Annotated in this window: 14 protein-coding genes and 1 pseudogene; 10 read left to right on the top strand and 5 right to left on the bottom strand. The window is 36.2% G+C overall.

The window, feature by feature from the left end:
- Nucleotides 1–83 precede the first annotated feature (83 nt).
- Together Q1A47_RS15845 and Q1A47_RS15840 are read right to left on the bottom strand one after the other, a co-directional pair.
- The gene (locus Q1A47_RS15845) at nt 84–872 is read right to left on the bottom strand and encodes an HAD family hydrolase (RefSeq protein WP_121605739.1); all 789 of its coding nucleotides are present in this window, start codon (nt 870–872) and stop codon (nt 84–86) included.
- Nucleotides 873–1045: 173 nt separating this feature from the next.
- Entirely contained in the window at nt 1046–1825 is a 780-nt protein-coding gene (locus Q1A47_RS15840; protein WP_121605738.1) for a DeoR/GlpR family DNA-binding transcription regulator, read from the bottom strand.
- 269 nt (nt 1826–2094) lie between these two features.
- On the opposite strand from Q1A47_RS15840, the gene Q1A47_RS15835 reads away from it, so the two are divergent.
- The 6 genes from Q1A47_RS15835 to glpX all read left to right on the top strand — a co-directional run bounded on the left by Q1A47_RS15835 (nt 2095) and on the right by glpX (nt 8012).
- A complete protein-coding gene (locus tag Q1A47_RS15835) occupies nt 2095–3207 on the top strand; it encodes an alcohol dehydrogenase catalytic domain-containing protein (RefSeq protein ID WP_026682980.1) in 1113 nt (370 codons plus the stop codon).
- 29 nt (nt 3208–3236) lie between these two features.
- Nucleotides 3237–4517 carry an MFS transporter gene (locus Q1A47_RS15830; RefSeq protein WP_026682981.1) on the top strand — a complete coding sequence of 427 codons (1281 nt, stop codon included), beginning with the start codon at nt 3237–3239 and terminating at the stop codon, nt 4515–4517.
- Nucleotides 4518–4653: 136 nt separating this feature from the next.
- Nucleotides 4654–5658 carry a dihydroxyacetone kinase subunit DhaK gene (locus Q1A47_RS15825; RefSeq protein ID WP_026682982.1) on the top strand — a complete coding sequence of 335 codons (1005 nt, stop codon included), beginning with the start codon at nt 4654–4656 and terminating at the stop codon, nt 5656–5658.
- 28 nt (nt 5659–5686) lie between these two features.
- Nucleotides 5687–6343 (top strand): dihydroxyacetone kinase subunit DhaL, encoded by a 657-nt coding sequence (gene dhaL / locus Q1A47_RS15820; protein WP_026682983.1) that lies wholly within the window; start codon nt 5687–5689, stop codon nt 6341–6343.
- A gap of 218 nt (nt 6344–6561) precedes the next feature.
- Complete coding sequence (gene rpiB, locus Q1A47_RS15815; RefSeq protein WP_026682984.1) at nt 6562–7047, top strand: ribose 5-phosphate isomerase B; 486 nt, start codon at nt 6562–6564, stop codon at nt 7045–7047.
- Between the two features lie 17 nt (nt 7048–7064).
- Entirely contained in the window at nt 7065–8012 is a 948-nt protein-coding gene (glpX, locus tag Q1A47_RS15810) for a class II fructose-bisphosphatase (RefSeq protein WP_121605735.1), read from the top strand.
- A gap of 73 nt (nt 8013–8085) precedes the next feature.
- Here the strand turns inward: glpX and Q1A47_RS15805 are convergent, their stop codons facing one another.
- Nucleotides 8086–9786, bottom strand: a complete 1701-nt coding sequence (locus Q1A47_RS15805; protein ID WP_166530903.1) for a M3 family oligoendopeptidase — start codon at nt 9784–9786, stop codon at nt 8086–8088.
- 264 nt (nt 9787–10050) lie between these two features.
- On the opposite strand from Q1A47_RS15805, the gene Q1A47_RS15800 reads away from it, so the two are divergent.
- Complete coding sequence (locus Q1A47_RS15800; RefSeq protein WP_034679847.1) at nt 10051–10773, top strand: response regulator transcription factor; 723 nt, start codon at nt 10051–10053, stop codon at nt 10771–10773.
- Here Q1A47_RS15800 and Q1A47_RS15795 read toward each other — a convergent pair.
- On the bottom strand, nt 10770–10910 hold the full coding sequence (locus Q1A47_RS15795) for a hypothetical protein (RefSeq protein ID WP_161629299.1): 141 nt from the start codon (nt 10908–10910) through the stop codon (nt 10770–10772). The genes Q1A47_RS15800 and Q1A47_RS15795 overlap by 4 nt on opposite strands.
- A 190-nt stretch (nt 10911–11100) precedes the next feature.
- On the opposite strand from Q1A47_RS15795, the pseudogene Q1A47_RS15790 reads away from it, so the two are divergent.
- Both Q1A47_RS15790 and Q1A47_RS15785 read left to right on the top strand, forming a co-directional pair.
- Nucleotides 11101–11250, top strand: a pseudogene (locus Q1A47_RS15790) (zinc ribbon domain-containing protein); the annotation flags it as partial.
- Nucleotides 11251–11413: 163 nt separating this feature from the next.
- Nucleotides 11414–16579: an ATP-binding sensor histidine kinase gene (locus tag Q1A47_RS15785; RefSeq protein WP_026682988.1), complete on the top strand. Its 5166-nt coding sequence runs from the start codon at nt 11414–11416 to the stop codon at nt 16577–16579.
- A gap of 307 nt (nt 16580–16886) precedes the next feature.
- Here Q1A47_RS15785 and Q1A47_RS15780 read toward each other — a convergent pair whose 3' ends face one another.
- Nucleotides 16887–18095: a dicarboxylate/amino acid:cation symporter gene (locus tag Q1A47_RS15780; RefSeq protein WP_166530904.1), complete on the bottom strand. Its 1209-nt coding sequence runs from the start codon at nt 18093–18095 to the stop codon at nt 16887–16889.
- 176 nt (nt 18096–18271) lie between these two features.
- On the opposite strand from Q1A47_RS15780, the gene Q1A47_RS15775 reads away from it, so the two are divergent.
- Entirely contained in the window at nt 18272–18556 is a 285-nt protein-coding gene (locus Q1A47_RS15775; protein WP_026682990.1) for a hypothetical protein, read from the top strand.
- Nucleotides 18557–18798 lie beyond the last annotated feature (242 nt).

Below are 18798 nucleotides of genomic sequence, written 5' to 3'. Positions count from 1 at the left end.
ATTCCATAATAGCTACTAGAGGAAGCGTAAATCTGAGCATTTAGTGATAAGGACTGAGCGAATTTTGCTCAGTTTTTTTTAATTCACTTCACTAGACCTAACTGTTTCAGCCCATTGAAGATACCAGAATTCTGTACGGATGTGGTTTGGTGTTTTGCAAATGGTAGAAGATTAGGATCACCGTTCTCCATAATAAAACCCTCTCCTACAGCTTGTAGCATTTCTTTATCATTCATACCATCTCCAAATGCGATAGCCTGTTCTTTTTTTATTTGTAGATGCTCTAGGACTCCCTTAACTGCTTCTCCTTTATTCACTTGTTTGCGAATGATATCATAACAGTTTTCGACTCCCTCTACATTTACCTTAGATAAATGAATACCTTCTTCCATTGCCTCATACAATTTTATTTGGTCTGGACTGACGTTCATAATTGAAGCGCCAAGTATCTGATCAAGTACATGATCTGATAGCCTTTCGTTTTGCTTTAACTGAAAAACTTCTGCAAAATCTTTCGTAATTGAATTAAATAAAGTTGTAAAATAGTTTTTTTCACTTGTATAGCAAACGAGTTCATGATGATGCTTGCTTGCAAGTAACAGAAAACTTTCTAATGTATGCTGTTTCATAGGTTCATTGACAAGTGGCTTATCTTGATATGCGGCATAGGCACCATTATAGCCAATGTATGCATCAATTCCCAGGTCATGAGCTAAGTCGTTTACTTCGTGAAGGGGCCTTCCTGTACAAAGGAAAACAAGTATTCCTTGCTGTTGTACTTGGACGATTGCCTCTTTTGTAGAAGGTGAGTATGTATGGTCTGGTTTTAATATAGTACCGTCGATATCGAGGAATAGAATTTTATAGTTCATGGACTTCTCCTTTGTTTGCATATTCAACCTTATGCTACCTATTATTCAAATACGAAAGCCATTTGTCAATTCCGTTGAAAGTGGGAAGGTTATCTAATAGTATTATCTATTAAAATTTAAAAAATCTGTTTATTGATATTAGAAAAAAGAAGTGAGTTTTTTAATCCCACCTCTTATGTTTCATTCGTAATAATGGTATCTATACGATATTCGTTTAACTTGTTTAAAAATGGTGACTCGATTGGCTGATCTGTAATTAATCGATCAATCTGTTCAAATTTGGCAAATACCGCACTGGAAGATTTACCGATTTTGGAGGAGTCAACTAAAGCAATTACTTTTGAGGCTCGTTTCACAATCTCCTTTTTAATTTGTACTTCATATAAGTTAAAATCCTCTAAACCATTTTCGAAGGAAAATCCATTTGCAGATGTAAACATAATATCAATATTTACGTAATCCAGAATATCAATTCCTAATGTGCCTTCAATTGAAGTTGATTTTTTAGTTACGACACCACCAATTAATATTACAGTAATATCTGGATTATCCTTTAATTCAATTGCTGTTTGCAGTCCACTCGTAACAACGGTTAAGCGTAGTGATGCCGAATTTAATAAGCGAGCCAACTCTAATGCCGTGGAACTTGCATCGAGTAAGATACATTGTTTTTCTTCAATGAGTTCAATTGCTTTTTTAGAAATTTGGATTTTTTCTTCTTTATTCTTCTTTTGTCTTACGTTGAAGCTATTATCGTTTTCTTTATCTTCATTAAGCACTGCCCCACCATGAGTTCTTGTTAAAAGCCCCTCATGCTCCATTTTATTTAGATCAGCTCGCAATGTAGCTTCGGATACCCCAATCTGGGAAGCGATTTCTTTAACAGTAATCCGCTTTCTCTCATGAAGAAGATCAATAATCTTACTCCTTCGTTCACTAGCAAACATTTTCATGAAGTTTCACCCTTATATATATTCTATCCTTAATCTTATTTCATTTATCGGTATTTATCAATATCTAACCATATATATTTTCGTTTTATGTTAATTAATAAAAAATACTTATTTAAATAAGTAAAATTGAAAAAAATCAAAAATAATATTGACAATACGAAAATGAATGATAATATATAAATAGAAATTGAAAACGATTTCAAAAAATTCGTGATTCATTTCTACGAAAATAATGCTTTACGGATACGAATTGAAAGGGAGATGGGAGTATGGAAAAGGCATTAGAAAAAAATGTTAGTAAACAACAAGAAATTCCTGAACATATGAAAGCGATTGTAGCATATAGCCCGAAAAATTATAAACTTGAGGAAAAGGTTAAATCACCGAAGTTAGAAAATGAAAAGGAAATAATCATTAAAGTAGAAGCATGTGGTATTTGTGCTGGTGATATTAAGGCTTATGAAGGTGCTCCGAGTTTCTGGGGAGATGAAACACAGCCCGCCTATATAAAAGCTCCAATGATTCCAGGTCATGAGTTTATTGGTCGCATCGTGCAAAAGGGGGAAGCAGTTACTGATTTTGAAGTTGGTGATCGAGTGATTTCCGAACAAATTGTTCCTTGTTGGGAATGCCGCTTTTGTAACCGCGGTCAGTATTGGATGTGTGAAAAGCATGATTTATATGGTTTCCAAAATAATGTAAACGGTGGCATGGCTGAATATATGAAGTTTACAAAAGAAGCTATTAATTACAAAGTACCTGAAGATTTGCCGATTGAAGATGCTATCTTAATTGAACCGTATGCTTGTAGTCTTCACGCTGTACAACGCGCTCAAGTGCAATTAGGTGATATTGTTGTACTTTCTGGTGCAGGAACTTTGGGGTTAGGAATGGTTGGTGCAATTAAAAAAGCTGGACCCAAAAAATTAGTCGTATTGGATATGAAAGAAGACCGTTTGAAATTAGCGAAGCAGTTTGGTGCAGATATTGTTTTGAATCCAAGTAAAACAGATGTTGTAAAGGAAATTAAAGATATGACCGATGGATATGGCTGTGATATTTATATTGAAGCAACAGGTCATCCGAAATCAGTGGAACAAGGTCTGCATGCTATTCGAAAACTTGGGCGATTTGTGGAATTTAGTGTGTTTGGCGAGCCGGTTTCCGTGGATTGGAGCATTATAAGTGATCGGAAAGAGCTTGATTTATTAGGTTCTCACCTCGGCCCATACTGTTACCCTTTAGTGATAGAAGGTATTTCCAACGGAGACTTTCCAACAGCGGGGGTTGTTACACATCAACTACCACTAGAAGACTTTGAAAAGGGCTTTGAATTAATGAAAAAAGGCGATAAGTCGTTAAAAATTATTTTACAGCCATAACGATGTCTAATACAAGGGGGGGGAGAATCATGCCAAATTTAAATCAAAATCAAACATTTTTAGACAGAATAGGTATTCCAGCAAATTTAGCCTGGGGGTACTTTGGTGTATTGATTTTTATGATGGGAGATGGTCTAGAGTTAGCCTGGATTAGTCCATTTCTTGTAGATGAAGGGTTATCCGTTCAGCAAGCAGCATTTCTTACAACATCTTATGGGGTAACAATTGCTATTGCAGCTTGGTTATCCGGGGTCTTAGTGGAAGCATTTGGTCCTAGAAAAACGATGACCACTGGTCTGGTTCTATATTTAATTGGGCATATCCTATTTGTCGGCCTAGCCATACCGAACCTTCATTATGAATTGATGATTCCAACATATGCGTTACGTGGGTTTGGTTACCCATTATTTGCCTATGCATTTCTTGTTTGGATAACGTATCGTACACCACAATGTCAACTAGGAACTGCCGTAGGTTGGTTTTGGTTTGTGTTTACCGGCGGCCTAAGTGTACTAGGGGCGTACTATTCAAGCTGGGCAATTAAAGCAATTGGACATATACCGACGATGTGGAGTGCGGTTTTATGGGTATGTGTTGGAGCATTTTTCGCAATAATTGTTAATCGGGATAAATTTAAATTAGAGGCGAAAAATAGTGCGGATAATAAATTAAAAGAATTAGTAAATGGAATAACGATTTTAAAAAGGGAGCCAAAGGTTGCTATAGCTGGTATTGTTCGTATTATCAACCAAGCATCTCAATATGCTTTTCCGTTATTCTTACCTATTTATCTAGCAGATCAAGGCATCCAAACTACCGTTTGGCTAAATATTTGGGGAACCATCTTCATTTCCAATATAGCATTTAACTTAATCTTTGGCTATGTGGGAGACAAATTTGGTTGGAGAAATACTGTCATGTGGTTTGGGGCAGTTGGTTGTGGGGTCTTTACCCTGATGATGTTTTATGTCCCACAGGTTTTTACAGGGAATATTTTCTTAATTGGATTAATTGGTATGCTATGGGGAGCTTGTTTAGCTGGATTTGTACCACTTTCTGCTTTAACACCTTCATTAGTTGGAGATGGTGACAAAGGAGCCGCCATGTCTATTCTAAATTTAGGGGCTGGCTTATGCGTTTTTGTAGGACCTGCACTTGTTGCATTATTCTATGATTTAATAGGCACGCAAGGTCTAATGTGGTTATTAGCTGGATTATATTTTGCTGGAGCAATTATGACTATGTTCTTAAAATTACCTGAGCAAGAGGTTGAAATAGAAGAAAAAGATAGAGCACGCTCCGTTGTTTAATAGCATGTGAATACGTATGAATAGTCCACAGAAGCATGGGCTATTCATAAGCTAATGTAACGGTTTATTATGATAGAATGAAAAGTGGGAAGTTTCTAATTTTTTGAGGTTACTATTAAATGAGAGGTGTGCATCAATGAAAAAGCTAATAAATAATCCAACCAATGTAGTAGAGGAAATGATTGAAGGATATATGAAAGCGCATTCTGATTACATAAGGCAATTACCAGAAAACAACCGTTCATTAGTTACTGCTAGACAAACAAGGGATAATAAAGTAGGTATTCTAATCGGTGGTGGTTCAGGGCACGAGCCCGGTTTTATGGGATATGTAGGTGATGGAATGGCTGATGGTGTAGCTGTAGGAAATATATTCGCTTCTCCGTCACCAGATCCTATTCTAGAAGTAACAAAAGCTATTGATAAAGGAGCAGGAGTAGTATACTTATACGGAAATTATGCTGGAGATGTTATGAATTTTGGAATGGCAGCGGAAATGGCTGATTTAGAGGAAGATATTCAAGTAGGATCAGCGCTCGCAACAGATGATGTTGCATCTGCACCAAAAGAAGAAATGGAGAAGCGTCGTGGTATAGCGGGAGAATTCTTTATTTATAAAGCAGCTGGAGCAGCAGCAGATTTTGGGTATAATTTAGAAAATGTAGTACGTGTTGCTGAAAAAGCGAATTCTAACACCCGTTCGATGGGAGTTGGTTTATCACCATGCTCCTTACCTCAAACGGGGAAACCTAGTTTTGAACTAAGAGAGAATGAGATGGAAATTGGTTTGGGACATCATGGAGAACCTGGAATTGAAAAGGGTCCACTTGAAACTGCAGACCATGTTGCAGATCGACTTGTTAAGGACATATTACAAGATATTCAGATTAACAAAGGGGAGCAGGTGGCAGTATTAATTAATGGTTTAGGTTCAACTCCAAGAATGGAACTATATATTGTTTATCGTAGAGTAGAGCAATTATTAAAAGAGCAGGGTATAGGGATTTACCGTTCTTATGTAGGTGATTACATTACTTCACTTGAGATGGGTGGTTGCTCTGTAACAATTATGAAGTTAGATGCTGAATTAAAGAAAACAATGGACCATCCAGTAAATTGCCCGATGTTTGTACAAAAATAATTCTATGTCCTAAATGGGGGGATCAAAAATGGAGATAACAGCTAGAGATTTTAAGGATTATTTTATATTGATTGTAAATATGATTGAAGAGCAAAAAGATTACCTTTGTGAACTTGACCGAAGGATTGGTGATGGAGATCACGGAGTTACGATGTCTATTGGCTGGCAAGCTGTACATGAAAGGCTGTTAAATGAGCTCGCTGAAGAAGAAGACAGTGCAAAAATTAGTCTAATTGTTGGAAAGACATTTTTAAATGCAGTCGGTTCTTCTGTCGGTCCTTTATATGCAACAGGTTTTATGAGAGGTGCTAAAACAATTAAAAATAAATCGACGGTTCATACTGATGATCTGGTAGCATATTGGCTTGCTTTCGCTAAAGGAATTAAGGAACGGGGAAGGTCTGAAGTTGGAGACAAAACAATGGTTGATACACTTGAACCATTTGCGACGATGTTGGAGACGAAATATAAGGAATCGAACGACTTTATTGCAGCATATAGTGAGGCAATTGCTGCGGCAAAAGAAGGTATGGAATCTACGAAGGATTTAGTATCGAGAAAGGGGCGTTCTAGTAGATTAGGAGAAAGATCGGTAGGTGCTCTAGATCCAGGAGCTACTTCTGCCTATTTCATACTTGCTACGTTTTTAGACTTTGTGGAAGCGAAAAAAGTAAAAGCAAGTTAAGGGTAATAAAAAAAGAGTAAAGGATCGAAAAAAATAGGATCAGATACTTTTCTCTGATTCTATTTTTTTGTAATTATTATCGCGCATTTTATTGGAAGTAAGATCCCCATTTTATTTTAAAAACAATACAATAAATAAAAACGAAAATAAATATTGAAAAATAATAAAATATGAAATAAAATGAAAAGAAATGAACAGAAATATGGGGGCTTTGTAACATGAAAATTGGGATTGGCAGTGATCATAATGGATATGCATTTAAAGAATCTATAAAAGAATTTTTGAAGGATACAGAACATGAAATGATTGATTATGGATGTCATTCCTGTAATGCTGTTGACTATCCAGATGTAGCCTTTGAAGTTTCGCAGGCGATTCGAGCAGGAGAATTAAATAGGGGAATATTAATTTGTGGAACAGGCATTGGTGTATGTATAGCTGCAAATAAATATCCGGGAATTCGTGCTGCCCTTGCTCACGATACGTACTCTGCAGAACGTGCCCAGTTAAGTAATAATGCACAAATTATAACAATGGGTGCACAAATTATTGGCATTGAAATTGGAAAAAAGGTGGTTGAGGCCTTTTTAAATGTTTCTTGGGCAAATGGTTCAAAACGAAAAGTAGATAAAATTATTGAAAACGAAAAGAAATTTTTAAATCAAAGTTGTGAAGAAGTAGCTGCAGGTAATCATTGCAGCTAAACTAGGGGGAGTATCTAATGCAAGCATTGTTATTAGATTTTTTGAAGGTTACTGAAGCAGCTGCGATTGCATCAAAGCCTTGGGTTGGGAGTGGAGATAAAATTGCAGCTGATGAAGCAGCAACATCCGCTATGAGAGAGGAACTGAATCGACTAAAGATGAGTGGGACTGTTGTAATTGGTGAAGGGGAAATAGATGAGGCCCCCATGTTGTACATTGGTGAAAAGGTAGGTATTGGAACAGGTCCTGCTGTTGATATTGCAGTGGATCCTATTGAAGGAACAACACCAATCGTCAATGGACAAAGAAATGCCATTACAGTGATCGCCGCAGCTGAAAGGGGCTCGTTACTTCATGCACCAGATATGTACATGAAAAAGCTAGCTGTCGGCTCAAAAGCAAAAGGGAAAATTGATATTGAAGCCCCGTTAGAAGATAATTTACACACGTTGGCAAAGGCGTTAGATAAACCGATGGATCAATTAAATATTCTTATTCAAGATCGACCAAGACACAGAGAATATATTAATCGTATTCGGAATTGTGGTGCAAACGTACTTTTATTCAATGATGGAGATGTTATTTATGCGACTGCGACTTGTATGGAAGAATTAGATATTGATATGTTTCTGGGGATTGGTGGAGCACCAGAAGGGGTGTTGGGAGCTGTTGCAGCACGATGTCTTGGTGGAGAGATGCAGGCAAAGCTAATGCCCAGGAATAGCGAGGAAATACAACGATGTTTACAAATGGGAATAGTAAACCCGGAACAAGCATTAACTCATCAACAATTAGTAAATACGGATAATTGCATTTTCGCTGCTACGGGAATTACCGCAAATTTATTTCTAAACGGAATAAAGACGGTCAATGGGAATTATATTACACATTCTATTTTAGTGAACGGAAAAGATAAGCAATTACGATATGTTGAAAGTACGTATCCCATTTTAACGACTGCATAAACATAGTGTTGATAATTTTTGTGGTATTAACAATCAGCGGGGATAACAAACCCCCCGCTGATTGAAGTTTCACTTATAAAGCTTGATCATCTATAGAAGACAACCAATCCTTTATGGTTTCTACAACAGATTCTACCGTCCCTTCACTAAAAGGTGAAGAGAGATTCGCTGATTTTACCAGTTGTAAGAAAGGTATAGAACCTCCAAGCTTGCATAGTTTGATGTAATCTTTCCATGCTGATTCATGATCTTCACGTGATCGTTTCCAAAATTGGAAGGCGCAGATTTGAGCTAACGTATAATCAATATAGTAGAAAGGGCTATCATATATATGTCCTTGGCGCTGCCAAAAACCACCAGATTCAAGATAATCATTGCCGTCATAATCACGATGTGGTAGGTAAATCGCTTCGAGATTCCTCCAAGCTTGTTTTCGCTCTGCAGGTGACCATTGTGGATTTTCGTATACGAGATGCTGGAATTCATCCACTGCTACACCGTATGGTAAAAATAGCAGACCTTCAGTTAAGTGAGCATATTTATATTTTTCAGTATCCTCTCCGAAGAAATACTTCATCCATGGCCATGTGAAAAATTCCATGCTCATTGAATGGATTTCCGCAGCCTCTGATGTTGGAAATAAATATTCAGGAATTCTAAAATGACTACTTGCGTATGCTTGAAAGGCATGACCAGCTTCATGTGTAAGAACATCTATATCTCCTGACGTTCCATTGAAATTAGCAAAAATAAATGGAGCTTGATAATCTTCTATTATCGTGCAGTAGCCTCCAGCTTCTTTTCCCTTTTTTGCTTCCAAATCCATTAAATGTCGATCCAACATAAATTGAAAGAATTCGTTAGTCTCAGGAGAAAGCTCTTTATACATTTTTTTACCATTCTCAATAATCCACTCCGGATTGCCCTTTGGTGTTGCATTTCCGCTTTGAAAACGGAAATTTTCATCGTAAAATTTTAATGTATCCACACCAATACGTTTTCCCTGCTGGTTATATAGCTCCGAAGCTAAAGGAACAATGACATCTTTTACTTGCTTACGGAAATTATGGACCATCTCAGCATCGTAATCGATGCGCTGCATCCGTAGATAGCCTACCTCCACAAAATTTTTATACCCCAGTGTTGTCGCTATTTCATGTCTGATTTTTACTAATTGATCATATATCTCATCAAATTGCTCGCGGTGTGTGTTAAAAAATTCTGCACTAGCTAAGCTTGCTTCTTTTCGAACATTGCGATCTTTATCCTGAGCAAATGGTCCAAGTTGTGCAAGTGTATAAGTTTCTCCTTGAAACTCGACTTCAGCGGATGCTACTAGTTTTGCGTATGCGGAAGTCAATCTATTTTCTTTTTGAAGCAATGGAATAATTTCTTGTGAAAATGCTTTTAATTCGCATTCTGCAATGTGAAAAAGTTGAGCCCCCCATTGTTTTTCTAATTCATCTCGGTATGGAGAAGCTACTAATTCTTTATAAAAATCAAAGGTAAGGCCTCTTATTTCTGGCTCTGCCTCGTCAAAGAAATCCCTCTCATTTTGATAGTATTCAACATTTGTATCAATAGAAGCTCGAATATAGACCAAATTGAACATAGTTGATAATCGATTTCGAAAATCGTTAATTGCTGTTAAGGATTGATTTGCCTGGTCGAGTGATTGAGCTTGTGTAAAAGCAGTTACTAACTTTTTGAATGTTAGCTTTACTTGAGGTAAATTAGGGCGTTCATATGTATAATTTTCAAATGTTGTTTGCATGATTATCCTCCTTATCTTTCCTAATATATATTATTCAACATAAATGCCAAAATGTCCTTTTAAGTATTGTAAAAGACTATTAAAGCTAGTCAAAATATCTATGTACCTCCTATAATAAAGCGAGTAGACAATAATTATGAAACTAACTGTAAAATAAAACAGAGAAAACTGGAAAAATCTATCTTGTGTAGTATAATAGTCATATGCTGATTTTACTGAAAATTTAAATTCTTATCATTATATTATTGAGTAAGGTGATGGTTGATGGCAAGCGAGAGAATATTAATTGTTGACGACGATTTAGACATGCTAGAGGTCTTGGGATTATATTTGACGAAAAATGGATTCTCGGTTCATTTAGCAGAAGATGGTTACCAAGCAATCGAATGTGTGGATAAAATAAATCCTGATTTAATATTATTAGATGTCATGATGCCTTATTTAGATGGATATGAATTTTGTCAAATGATCCGAAAAAAATCAGAAATTCCTATATTATTCCTTAGTTCGAAGGAAGAGGATGTAGACAAGATCCTTGGTCTTGGAGTTGGTGGAGATGATTTTATCCCAAAGAGTACAAGTATGCCAGTTATTGTAGCGAAGGTTAAAGCACATTTACGACGTCATCGAGTATTATCGACCAAAGTTGAAGGAGAAACTACCTATGCAACGGCTAAGCAAATTATCTATCCTGGAATTTTGATAAAACCCGAAAGTATTGAAGTGATAGCGCACGGAAAACAGGTGAAATTATCTGCAAAAGAATTTCAACTACTGTATTTGATGGCAAGTAATCCCAATCGCGTTTATAGTGTGGAGCAGTTATTTGAATTGATTTGGGGAGTGAACAGTCTTGGGGATCATCGAACAGTTATGGTCCATATAAGTAATATTCGGAAGAAAATAGAGCATAATCCAGAAGACCCCCAATATATACAAACGATCCGAGGTATAGGATATAGGTTTGCTAGTGAGCAGCGTAATTAGTAGTCTTTTTCTTTTATACATTTAATGAAGAAACGTACTTCGTTTGTAGTAAACCCATAGAATTTAGCTAAGGAAATTAATTGAATCCATTCTTCATCGTATTGACATTGATTCTGAGTAATCTCCTGTTTTTTCATTCTAACTCCCCCTTTATTTATAAGATTAAATAATCATGTATAAAGGGAGTTTAAAATTAATTAAATTTTCATTTAAATATAGTTAAAGAGTCAAATGTGTTCGTTAACGTACTTCCGAAAGAAGTCTCCATTTACGAGAAAGTTTACGTTGTTCTTTTGCTAATTTATTAAGTATTTGTCGATAAAACTTACCAAAGCTTGTTCGAGTTGCGGAAATATCCAACCAATGCCTATAGAAATTAGAACATACGCTTGTTCGTGTGGGTTAAATCTCGATAGAGATTATAATTCAGCTCTCCATATCAAAAAAGAAGGCATTCGCTTATTAGCAAGTGCCTAATGAAAATATAAACTCTTGGAACAAGAGGGTTAGCTTGGTCCATTTCGTCAGCTACCAAAAGTGGCGATTACCCAAGAAGCCCCCACTTCAAGCAACCCGTAAGGGTGGTAAGTGGTGGGAGTAGTTCACGAAGCAATTCTTGAAAATAGGGAGAGATGTTTTCATGATAACATTACCAGGGTACCGAATAGTAGATACGGTGATTGAAGCAGATACTTGGGATTTATATAAGGCATTCTCCATGCAAGATAAAGCGATAGTCTGTATAAAAAAAGACACTAAAAGTACAAATTACGCTCAACGCAAGGCGGAGGTGCTTCATGATTTTTATATGGCAAAGCAGTTAACGAGTAATTATGTTCTTAAACCCTTGCAACGAAAGAATCATGGTGGCGATATATATATAGTGATGGAGCCGTTTTCTGGTAGAACGCTAATGGATTGGTATGAAAATAGTAAACCAACTGTCAAAGATTTAATAGCTATTGCCTTAAGAATAGCACATGCACTTGGTACAATACATCAAGAGCGCGTTATACATAAATCTATTCATCCTCAAAATATTTTAATAGCTTCACAAGGGAATGGCATTAAGATAACAGGGTTTTATCAATCAACAACACTTTCGTCTGAGCTTCCACATCCAAATGTAAGTCCTTATCAAATAAAAGATCATATTGCATATATGTCCCCGGAACAAACAGGTAAAATGAACAGGTCGTTGGATTATCGTACAGATCTATACGCTCTTGGAGTCGTTTTATATGAGATGCTTACTGGAGATTTGCCATTTCAAACAGATCATCCCGCAGAAATGATTCATGCTCACCTCACAAAATTACCAATTGACCCAAGTAGTATTACTACAAAAATACCAGTAATGCTATCAACGATCATTATGAAACTTTTAGAAAAAATGCCCGAAACTCGGTACCAAAGCGCTTTTGGTTTAAAAGAGGACTTAGCGATTTGTTTAAATCAGCTAAATCAGACCGGTACCATCGTTCCTTTCATACTTCAACAAAAAGATAAAGCTAGCGTTTATGAAAGACCAAGCGAATTGTTTGGCAGAGAAGAAGCTAGTAAGCAGCTGTTAGAAGGTTTTTACCGTATTAAAGAGGGAGGCACAGAATTTCTTCTAGTACCAGGACCTTCAGGTATTGGCAAGACAGTGTTGATAAATGAGTTACATAAACCACTTGTTAAGGAAAAGGGATATTTTATTTCCGGGAAATTTATGCACCTAAATAAGGAGATACCATATGCGCCAATTATTCATGCATTCCAGATATTATTACGGCAAATTCTATCAGAAGGAGAAGCAAGTACTGCGAAGTGGAGAAGTCGCTTAATAGAAGAATTAGATACGTATACAGCTGTCATTGTCAATTTTATCCCTGAGATAAAATGGTTGATTGGCTCACAAGCAGAACAAAGTGATCTTCCTCCTGAAGGAATTCATAATCGCTTCAGACAAGCAATTAGGAGGTTTATTGGTGTTTTCGCTAAAGGAGATCATCCACTTGTTTTATTTTTAGATGATTTACAATGGGCGGATAGTGCTACACTTGATTTGATTCATTATCTCTTAATCAATCCTAATAATCAGCATTTACTTATTATAGGCGCATATCGTGATAATGAAATATTTGTCGGGCACCCATTTGAAGCAATGCTAGAAAGGCTAAAACAAGAAAAAGTACAGATTACAAAAATTCCAATTCACCCTCTAACGAAAAAGCATATAAAGGAGTGGGTTAGTGAAACCCTTTCTTTAACTAAAATGGACACTTCATATGTTGAGAAGCTAGTTTACCATATAACACAAGGGAACCCATTTTTCATTGTCCAACTATTTCAATCGTTTCATGATGAGGGTGTTATTGGGTACCATCAAGATACGGCAGAATGGAGAATTGATACCGTTGCGTTGAAACAAATTTCGATGTCAGATTCAATTATCGATTTTATTTTAAAACGGATGGGAAAATTACCTATTCATACCATAAAAATTTTACAGTTAGCCTCATGTTTCGGTAACCAATTTGATTTAAAGTCATTAGTTACTATTTCTGAGAAGAGTTATCATGAAGTTGCAGACAATCTATGGCATGGCCTTGAAGAAGGATTAGTCCTCCCGTTAGATGCAAGTTATAAGTGGATATATCCAAACGAAGATATCTCCCTATTAGATAAGCATCCGCCTACGTATCGATTCCTACACGACAAAGTGCAACAAGCTTTCTACACCAGCCTTTCAAAAACGGAAAGAGAAGCATATCATCTCATGATAGGGCTGCAGTTATTGAATAATTATACTAAAAAAGAGCGAGAAGCATATATTTTTGATATTGTTAATCATCTAAACCTTAGTCGAAACCTATTATCAAGGCAGAAACAGCTAGAGTTAGTAGAATGGAATTGGAAAGCTGGGGAAAAGGCTAAGTATCGTGCGGCAACAGATGCTGCTCTTCATTATTTTCATATTGGCTATGAGTTACTTTCGGATGTGAAATGGAAAGAGCAATATTATGCAATTACATATAAAATTATGATTGGGCTTGGTGAAGCTCAGTATTTAAATCAGCAGTTTGATCTAGCTGAAAACACATTAAATGAAACTCTTCATTATGCTACTTCGATACAGGATAAATTACGCATCTATGATCTAAAAATCACGCTGTATACACATATTCATCAAGTAGAAAAGGCTACAGAAGCAGGATTGGAAGGATTACAGCTAATTAATTGGAACTTCAAACGAAATCCAAGTAAGTATGATATTACGAAGGAATATTTGCTGACAAAGCTGGCTTTAAAACGGAAAGAACGTCATCTATTAAACCTTCCAGAGGTAGCAAATAAAACCGTACATTCTATGATGCGAACATTAATTAATACAAATGCACCTACCTATCATGTGAATCAAAACTTAGCAACAATACTGATGTTGCGAGCGCTTCGCTTGACTTTAAAACATGGAGATATGGATGTCACTGCATTGGTTTATAATAATTATGCCTTAATGATGAGTGCTGGTTTTAACGATTATGATGCAAGCTACTACTTTGCAAATTTAGCAATAAAGCATACCGAAAAGTATTCGGATAACAGTTTAAAGGCTCGCGTATATTTTGTGTTTGGCAGTTTTGTTAATCATTGGAAAAATCATATTAATGGCAACATCTATTATTTAGAACGTTCACAGCAATTATGCATCGAATCAGGTAACCTTCATCTCGCTGGTGCTAATAGCTCATTTATTGGGTTGATTTTATTTATAAAAGGAGAACACTTACTGGATGTAAAAGCAGGAATTCAAAGACAATTGGAATTTGCAAGACGAAATGAGTATATATTGTCCAATGATTTCTTAGATGAAGTGGTGGACTGGATTAATGTGTTATCATCTAAATACTCAGAGGTAAACTGGGAATTTGCCGAATTTACGAATGATCTTTCTGCAACGATTATTCATTATACAATTCGATTGCAGATGACATATTTGTTTCAAAATAAGCAAGAAGCAATTGCTATTATGAAGAAATTAGATCGCCTAGTTGATGACAACCTTATTCTTGTAATTGTGCCGGATTACTATTTTTATGACGCGCTTTGGACGGTAAGATTAATAAGAGATGGTCAGTTATCTAAGCAAGAAGGGAAAGCTATTGTAAAGAAGCGGTTAGCCAAATTAAAAATGTGGTCAACGCATGGAGAAGCAAACTATTTGCATAAGTTTTTACTTGTAAAAGCAGAATTAACATCTATAAAAGATGCGAATGATAAGTCAATTTATTTGTATAATCAAGCAAGTAATTTTGCGAAACAAAATGGTTATATTCAGGATGCTGCATTAGCAAATCTATGTGCAGGTCATTACTATTTGAATAGAGATTTACCGAAGTCAGCAATGGCTTATATGGTTGAGGCATATCAGTACTTCATGGATTGGGGAGCAGTCAACGTAGCATTACAAATATCGCAGGGCCATCCAGAATTATTTGCTGAACGGCAAAAAGAGATGCCGATTATGCAAATGGAGAAGGAAAGCTTAAATGTGAATGCTATTTTCGAAGCAGCGAGCGTTATCTCGCGTGAAATTAAATGGAACCGTCTATTACAGCAATTGATGAATCTCGTTGTGAAAAATGCAGGAGCAGAAAAGGCGTTTCTTATTCTAAATTATCCTGGAGAATTGAAGCTGGCAGCAGCTTATGAAGAAGAAAAGGTTAGTATCTACGAAAAGACAAAATCCATTGACGGTCAGAAAAATTTTTCTGTTTCACTGGTTCATTATGTTGCAAGTTCAATGGAACCAGTTGTGCTAGGAGAAGCCTTTAAAAAGGGCGGATTTCTAAACGATAACTATATAAAAGAAAATCAGGTTAGATCAATTCTAGCAATACCTATCGTTTATCAACAAAAATTAACTGGAGTACTGTATATAGAAAATAATAAGGCGTCCTACGTTTTTACACAGGATTCCATTGTGTTGCTCACATTATTAGCTTCACAGGCTGCCATATCTATTGAAAATGCATATTTATATGGATCATTAGAGGCGAAGGTAGAAGAACGGACAAATTTATTACATAAAGCCAATCAAAACCTTATACAAGCGAATGATTCCTTAGCTAAATCAAAAGAAATGAGAAGAAAGCTATTATCTAATATATCGCATGATTTGCGATCGCCGATTGCGACCATTCAGAGTTATGTGAATGCAATTTTAGATGGTACCGTTGATGAAGATGAAAAGAAGCTTTCTTATCTACAAGTAATTAAGAAACGACTATTCTCTTTAAATCGGCTTGTTCAAGATTTATTTGACCTTGCTCAATTGGAGGCTGGAAATCTAGATTTTTCGATGGAAATAGTATCATTACGTCAACTATTTAAGCATCTTTGTCATCTATTTGAATTAGATGTAACGCAGGCTGGTCTGCGTTACCAGTGGAATTTTAATACAATGCCAGAACAGGAATTATTGGTTGAAGTTGATGTGAAAAGAATAGAACAAGTAATGACGAATTTAGTTGCTAACGCAATCAAACATACAAAGAAAGGAGAAATTCGAATACGATTAACGGTTATTGATAAACAAGCAATTATTACGGTAGAAGATGAAGGATCAGGGATTCCAGCTTTAGAAATTGCTTATGTGTTTGAACGATTTTATACAAACAATAGTGATAAACAAATGCGTGGACATGGGTTGGGTTTATCCATTAGTAAAGAGATTATCAACTGTCATAAAGGAGAAATATGGGTGGAAAGTGAAGAAGGTGTGGGATCAAAGTTTCATTTTTCTTTAAATGTCTTTTAACAATTTCCTGTGTAACAAGCATGATCTTAGAATAAGGGTAGGTTAGTTAAAAATTACAAGTGAATGAACCTCGTTTACTTTGTAACTAACATTCGGAGGAGAATAAAATCTTCTTCAAATGAAATACTATTTTCGTTTACCCCATATATTACTGGTAGTAAGCTCCCCACAATCAGTGGGGGGGAAACAAACCCCCCCACCTGATTGAAGTTTCGCTTTATATTATCGATCTGTTAACAAGGAGATGAATCGCTTACATGTCTCGTTTCTTAATTACGTTTGGTGTTTACTTCGTTATTTAGTATAGCTATGTTTTATTTATTTCTCGCTGCGACTCGGATGCATCAACGACAACACTTGCTGATGCGTCTCCGATGACATTAACGGAAGTACGCATCATATCAAGAATTCTGTCTATACTTGCAATCAGTGCGATCCCTTCGAGGGGCAGACTAACAACTGTTAATGCCATTGTAAGCATGATTAATCCTGCACCGGGTACACCAGCAGTACCAATAGAGGCTAATGTTGCTACTAGTGCTAAGGTTAGTAATTGTGGAAAGGAAAGCTCAATTTGATAGTATTGGGAAATAAAAACAGTTGCTATTCCAAGATAGATAGCAGTACCATCCATATTTATTGTGGCGCCTAATGGCAATGTAAAACTACTTGTTTCCTTAGAAACATTTAAATTTTCTTGTGTGTTTTTCATTGTCACTGGTAGTGTTCCAGAGCTACTTGAAGTACTGAATGCAACAGCTGCAGCTGGGAAGATTCCTTTAAAGAAATGGAATGGATTCATTTTTGCCATTGATTTTACAGCGAGTGCGTAAACGATTCCTGCATGGATAATACATGCTGCCAGCACTGCTAAGATTAATTTTAGTAATGGTAGGAGGACGGATAAACCATATTCACCAATGATAGGTGTAAGTAATCCGAATATACCAAATGGAACTAGCAACATAATGCTATTCGTAATTTTATACATGATGTCGGCAAGTCCATTAAAAAATCGTTGAACCGGTAGCGCAGATTCTCCTACTAAAATAATGCCAATCCCTATACATATTGCAAAAAAGATAATTTGTAAAATATTTCCTGTTGCTAATGCTTCCATTGGATTAGTTGGCACAATGTTTAAAATTGTTTGAATAACACCTTCTGATTCAGCTAGAGCTGAACTTGAACTTGGCTCAGGTGTATCAATTCCTGTATTTGTACCAGGTGTGAACAGGTATCCGAAAATGAGTCCAATGGAGATGGCGATAAAGCTTGTGGCTAAATAATATCCTAATGTTTTTCCTCCCAATCTGCTTAGCTTTCTGACGCTTCCAGCACTGGTGACTCCGACAATAATGGTAGCTAAAATTAATGGAACAATAATAAACTTAATCAGACGTAAAAATAGGTCGCCAAGTGGTTGAACAAAGCTAGCATTTTCTCCTAACATAGTTCCGACAATGATGGATAAAATAAAGGCAGCAAGAATATACCAAATAAAACGCTTCTTCATTTCAAAACCTCCTTTTTACTATTTATAAAACTATATTCATCATTTTATTTGACAATTCTAATTTATTTATCCATTGTCATGAAAACGCCACCGAAAAAAAGGGATGTATAATTGACTTTATGCGTGTTCAATTGTAGACTATATTAAGCAATATATTTATTGTATGAGGTGAAAATATGGTACAGTCAGTGCTTACAATTGGTGCAATACTAGCGGTAATTCTTGTTGCTATCAGTTTAGTCCTGTTAAAAGCAACATCGAAAAAAAGCTATACAGGTTATATTCCCGGATTTTTATTAGTTATTGTGGGTATCGTATTTCTTGTATTAGCTACTTTAGTCGAAAAAGTCGATATTATGGGTGCTGGGTTTGGAGGATGGGGCATTGCTGCTCTATTCGCGTCAGCTATTGGCTTAATTATTACAGCTTTAACTGACTCTTATGCAAATGCAAAAGCGTAAGAAAATAATGGAAGCAAAAAAAGAGCGGGTTGGTACCGCTCTTTTTTTATAATAAGTCATTGGCCGCAAGCTCACCGTGATTCCTTTATCTTCGTTGACTCGTTCCGCGCTCCAGTCGCTACGTTTCTAATCGGCTACTTGCGCTTTTGTTCAAAGTTAAGAAAATATAAAATCAGTGCAATGACTGCGTTAAGCCAAGTAGTTATTTTGAAATGTTTGATGTATATTGGCAATGCTCCGAC

Source organism: uncultured Virgibacillus sp., from assembly GCF_947495635.1.
In the GTDB taxonomy this organism is placed as follows: domain Bacteria; phylum Bacillota; class Bacilli; order Bacillales; family Amphibacillaceae; genus Virgibacillus; species Virgibacillus salarius.
The sequence above is the reverse complement of the archived record's forward strand: the minus strand, read 5'-3'. Positions and strand labels throughout refer to the sequence as shown.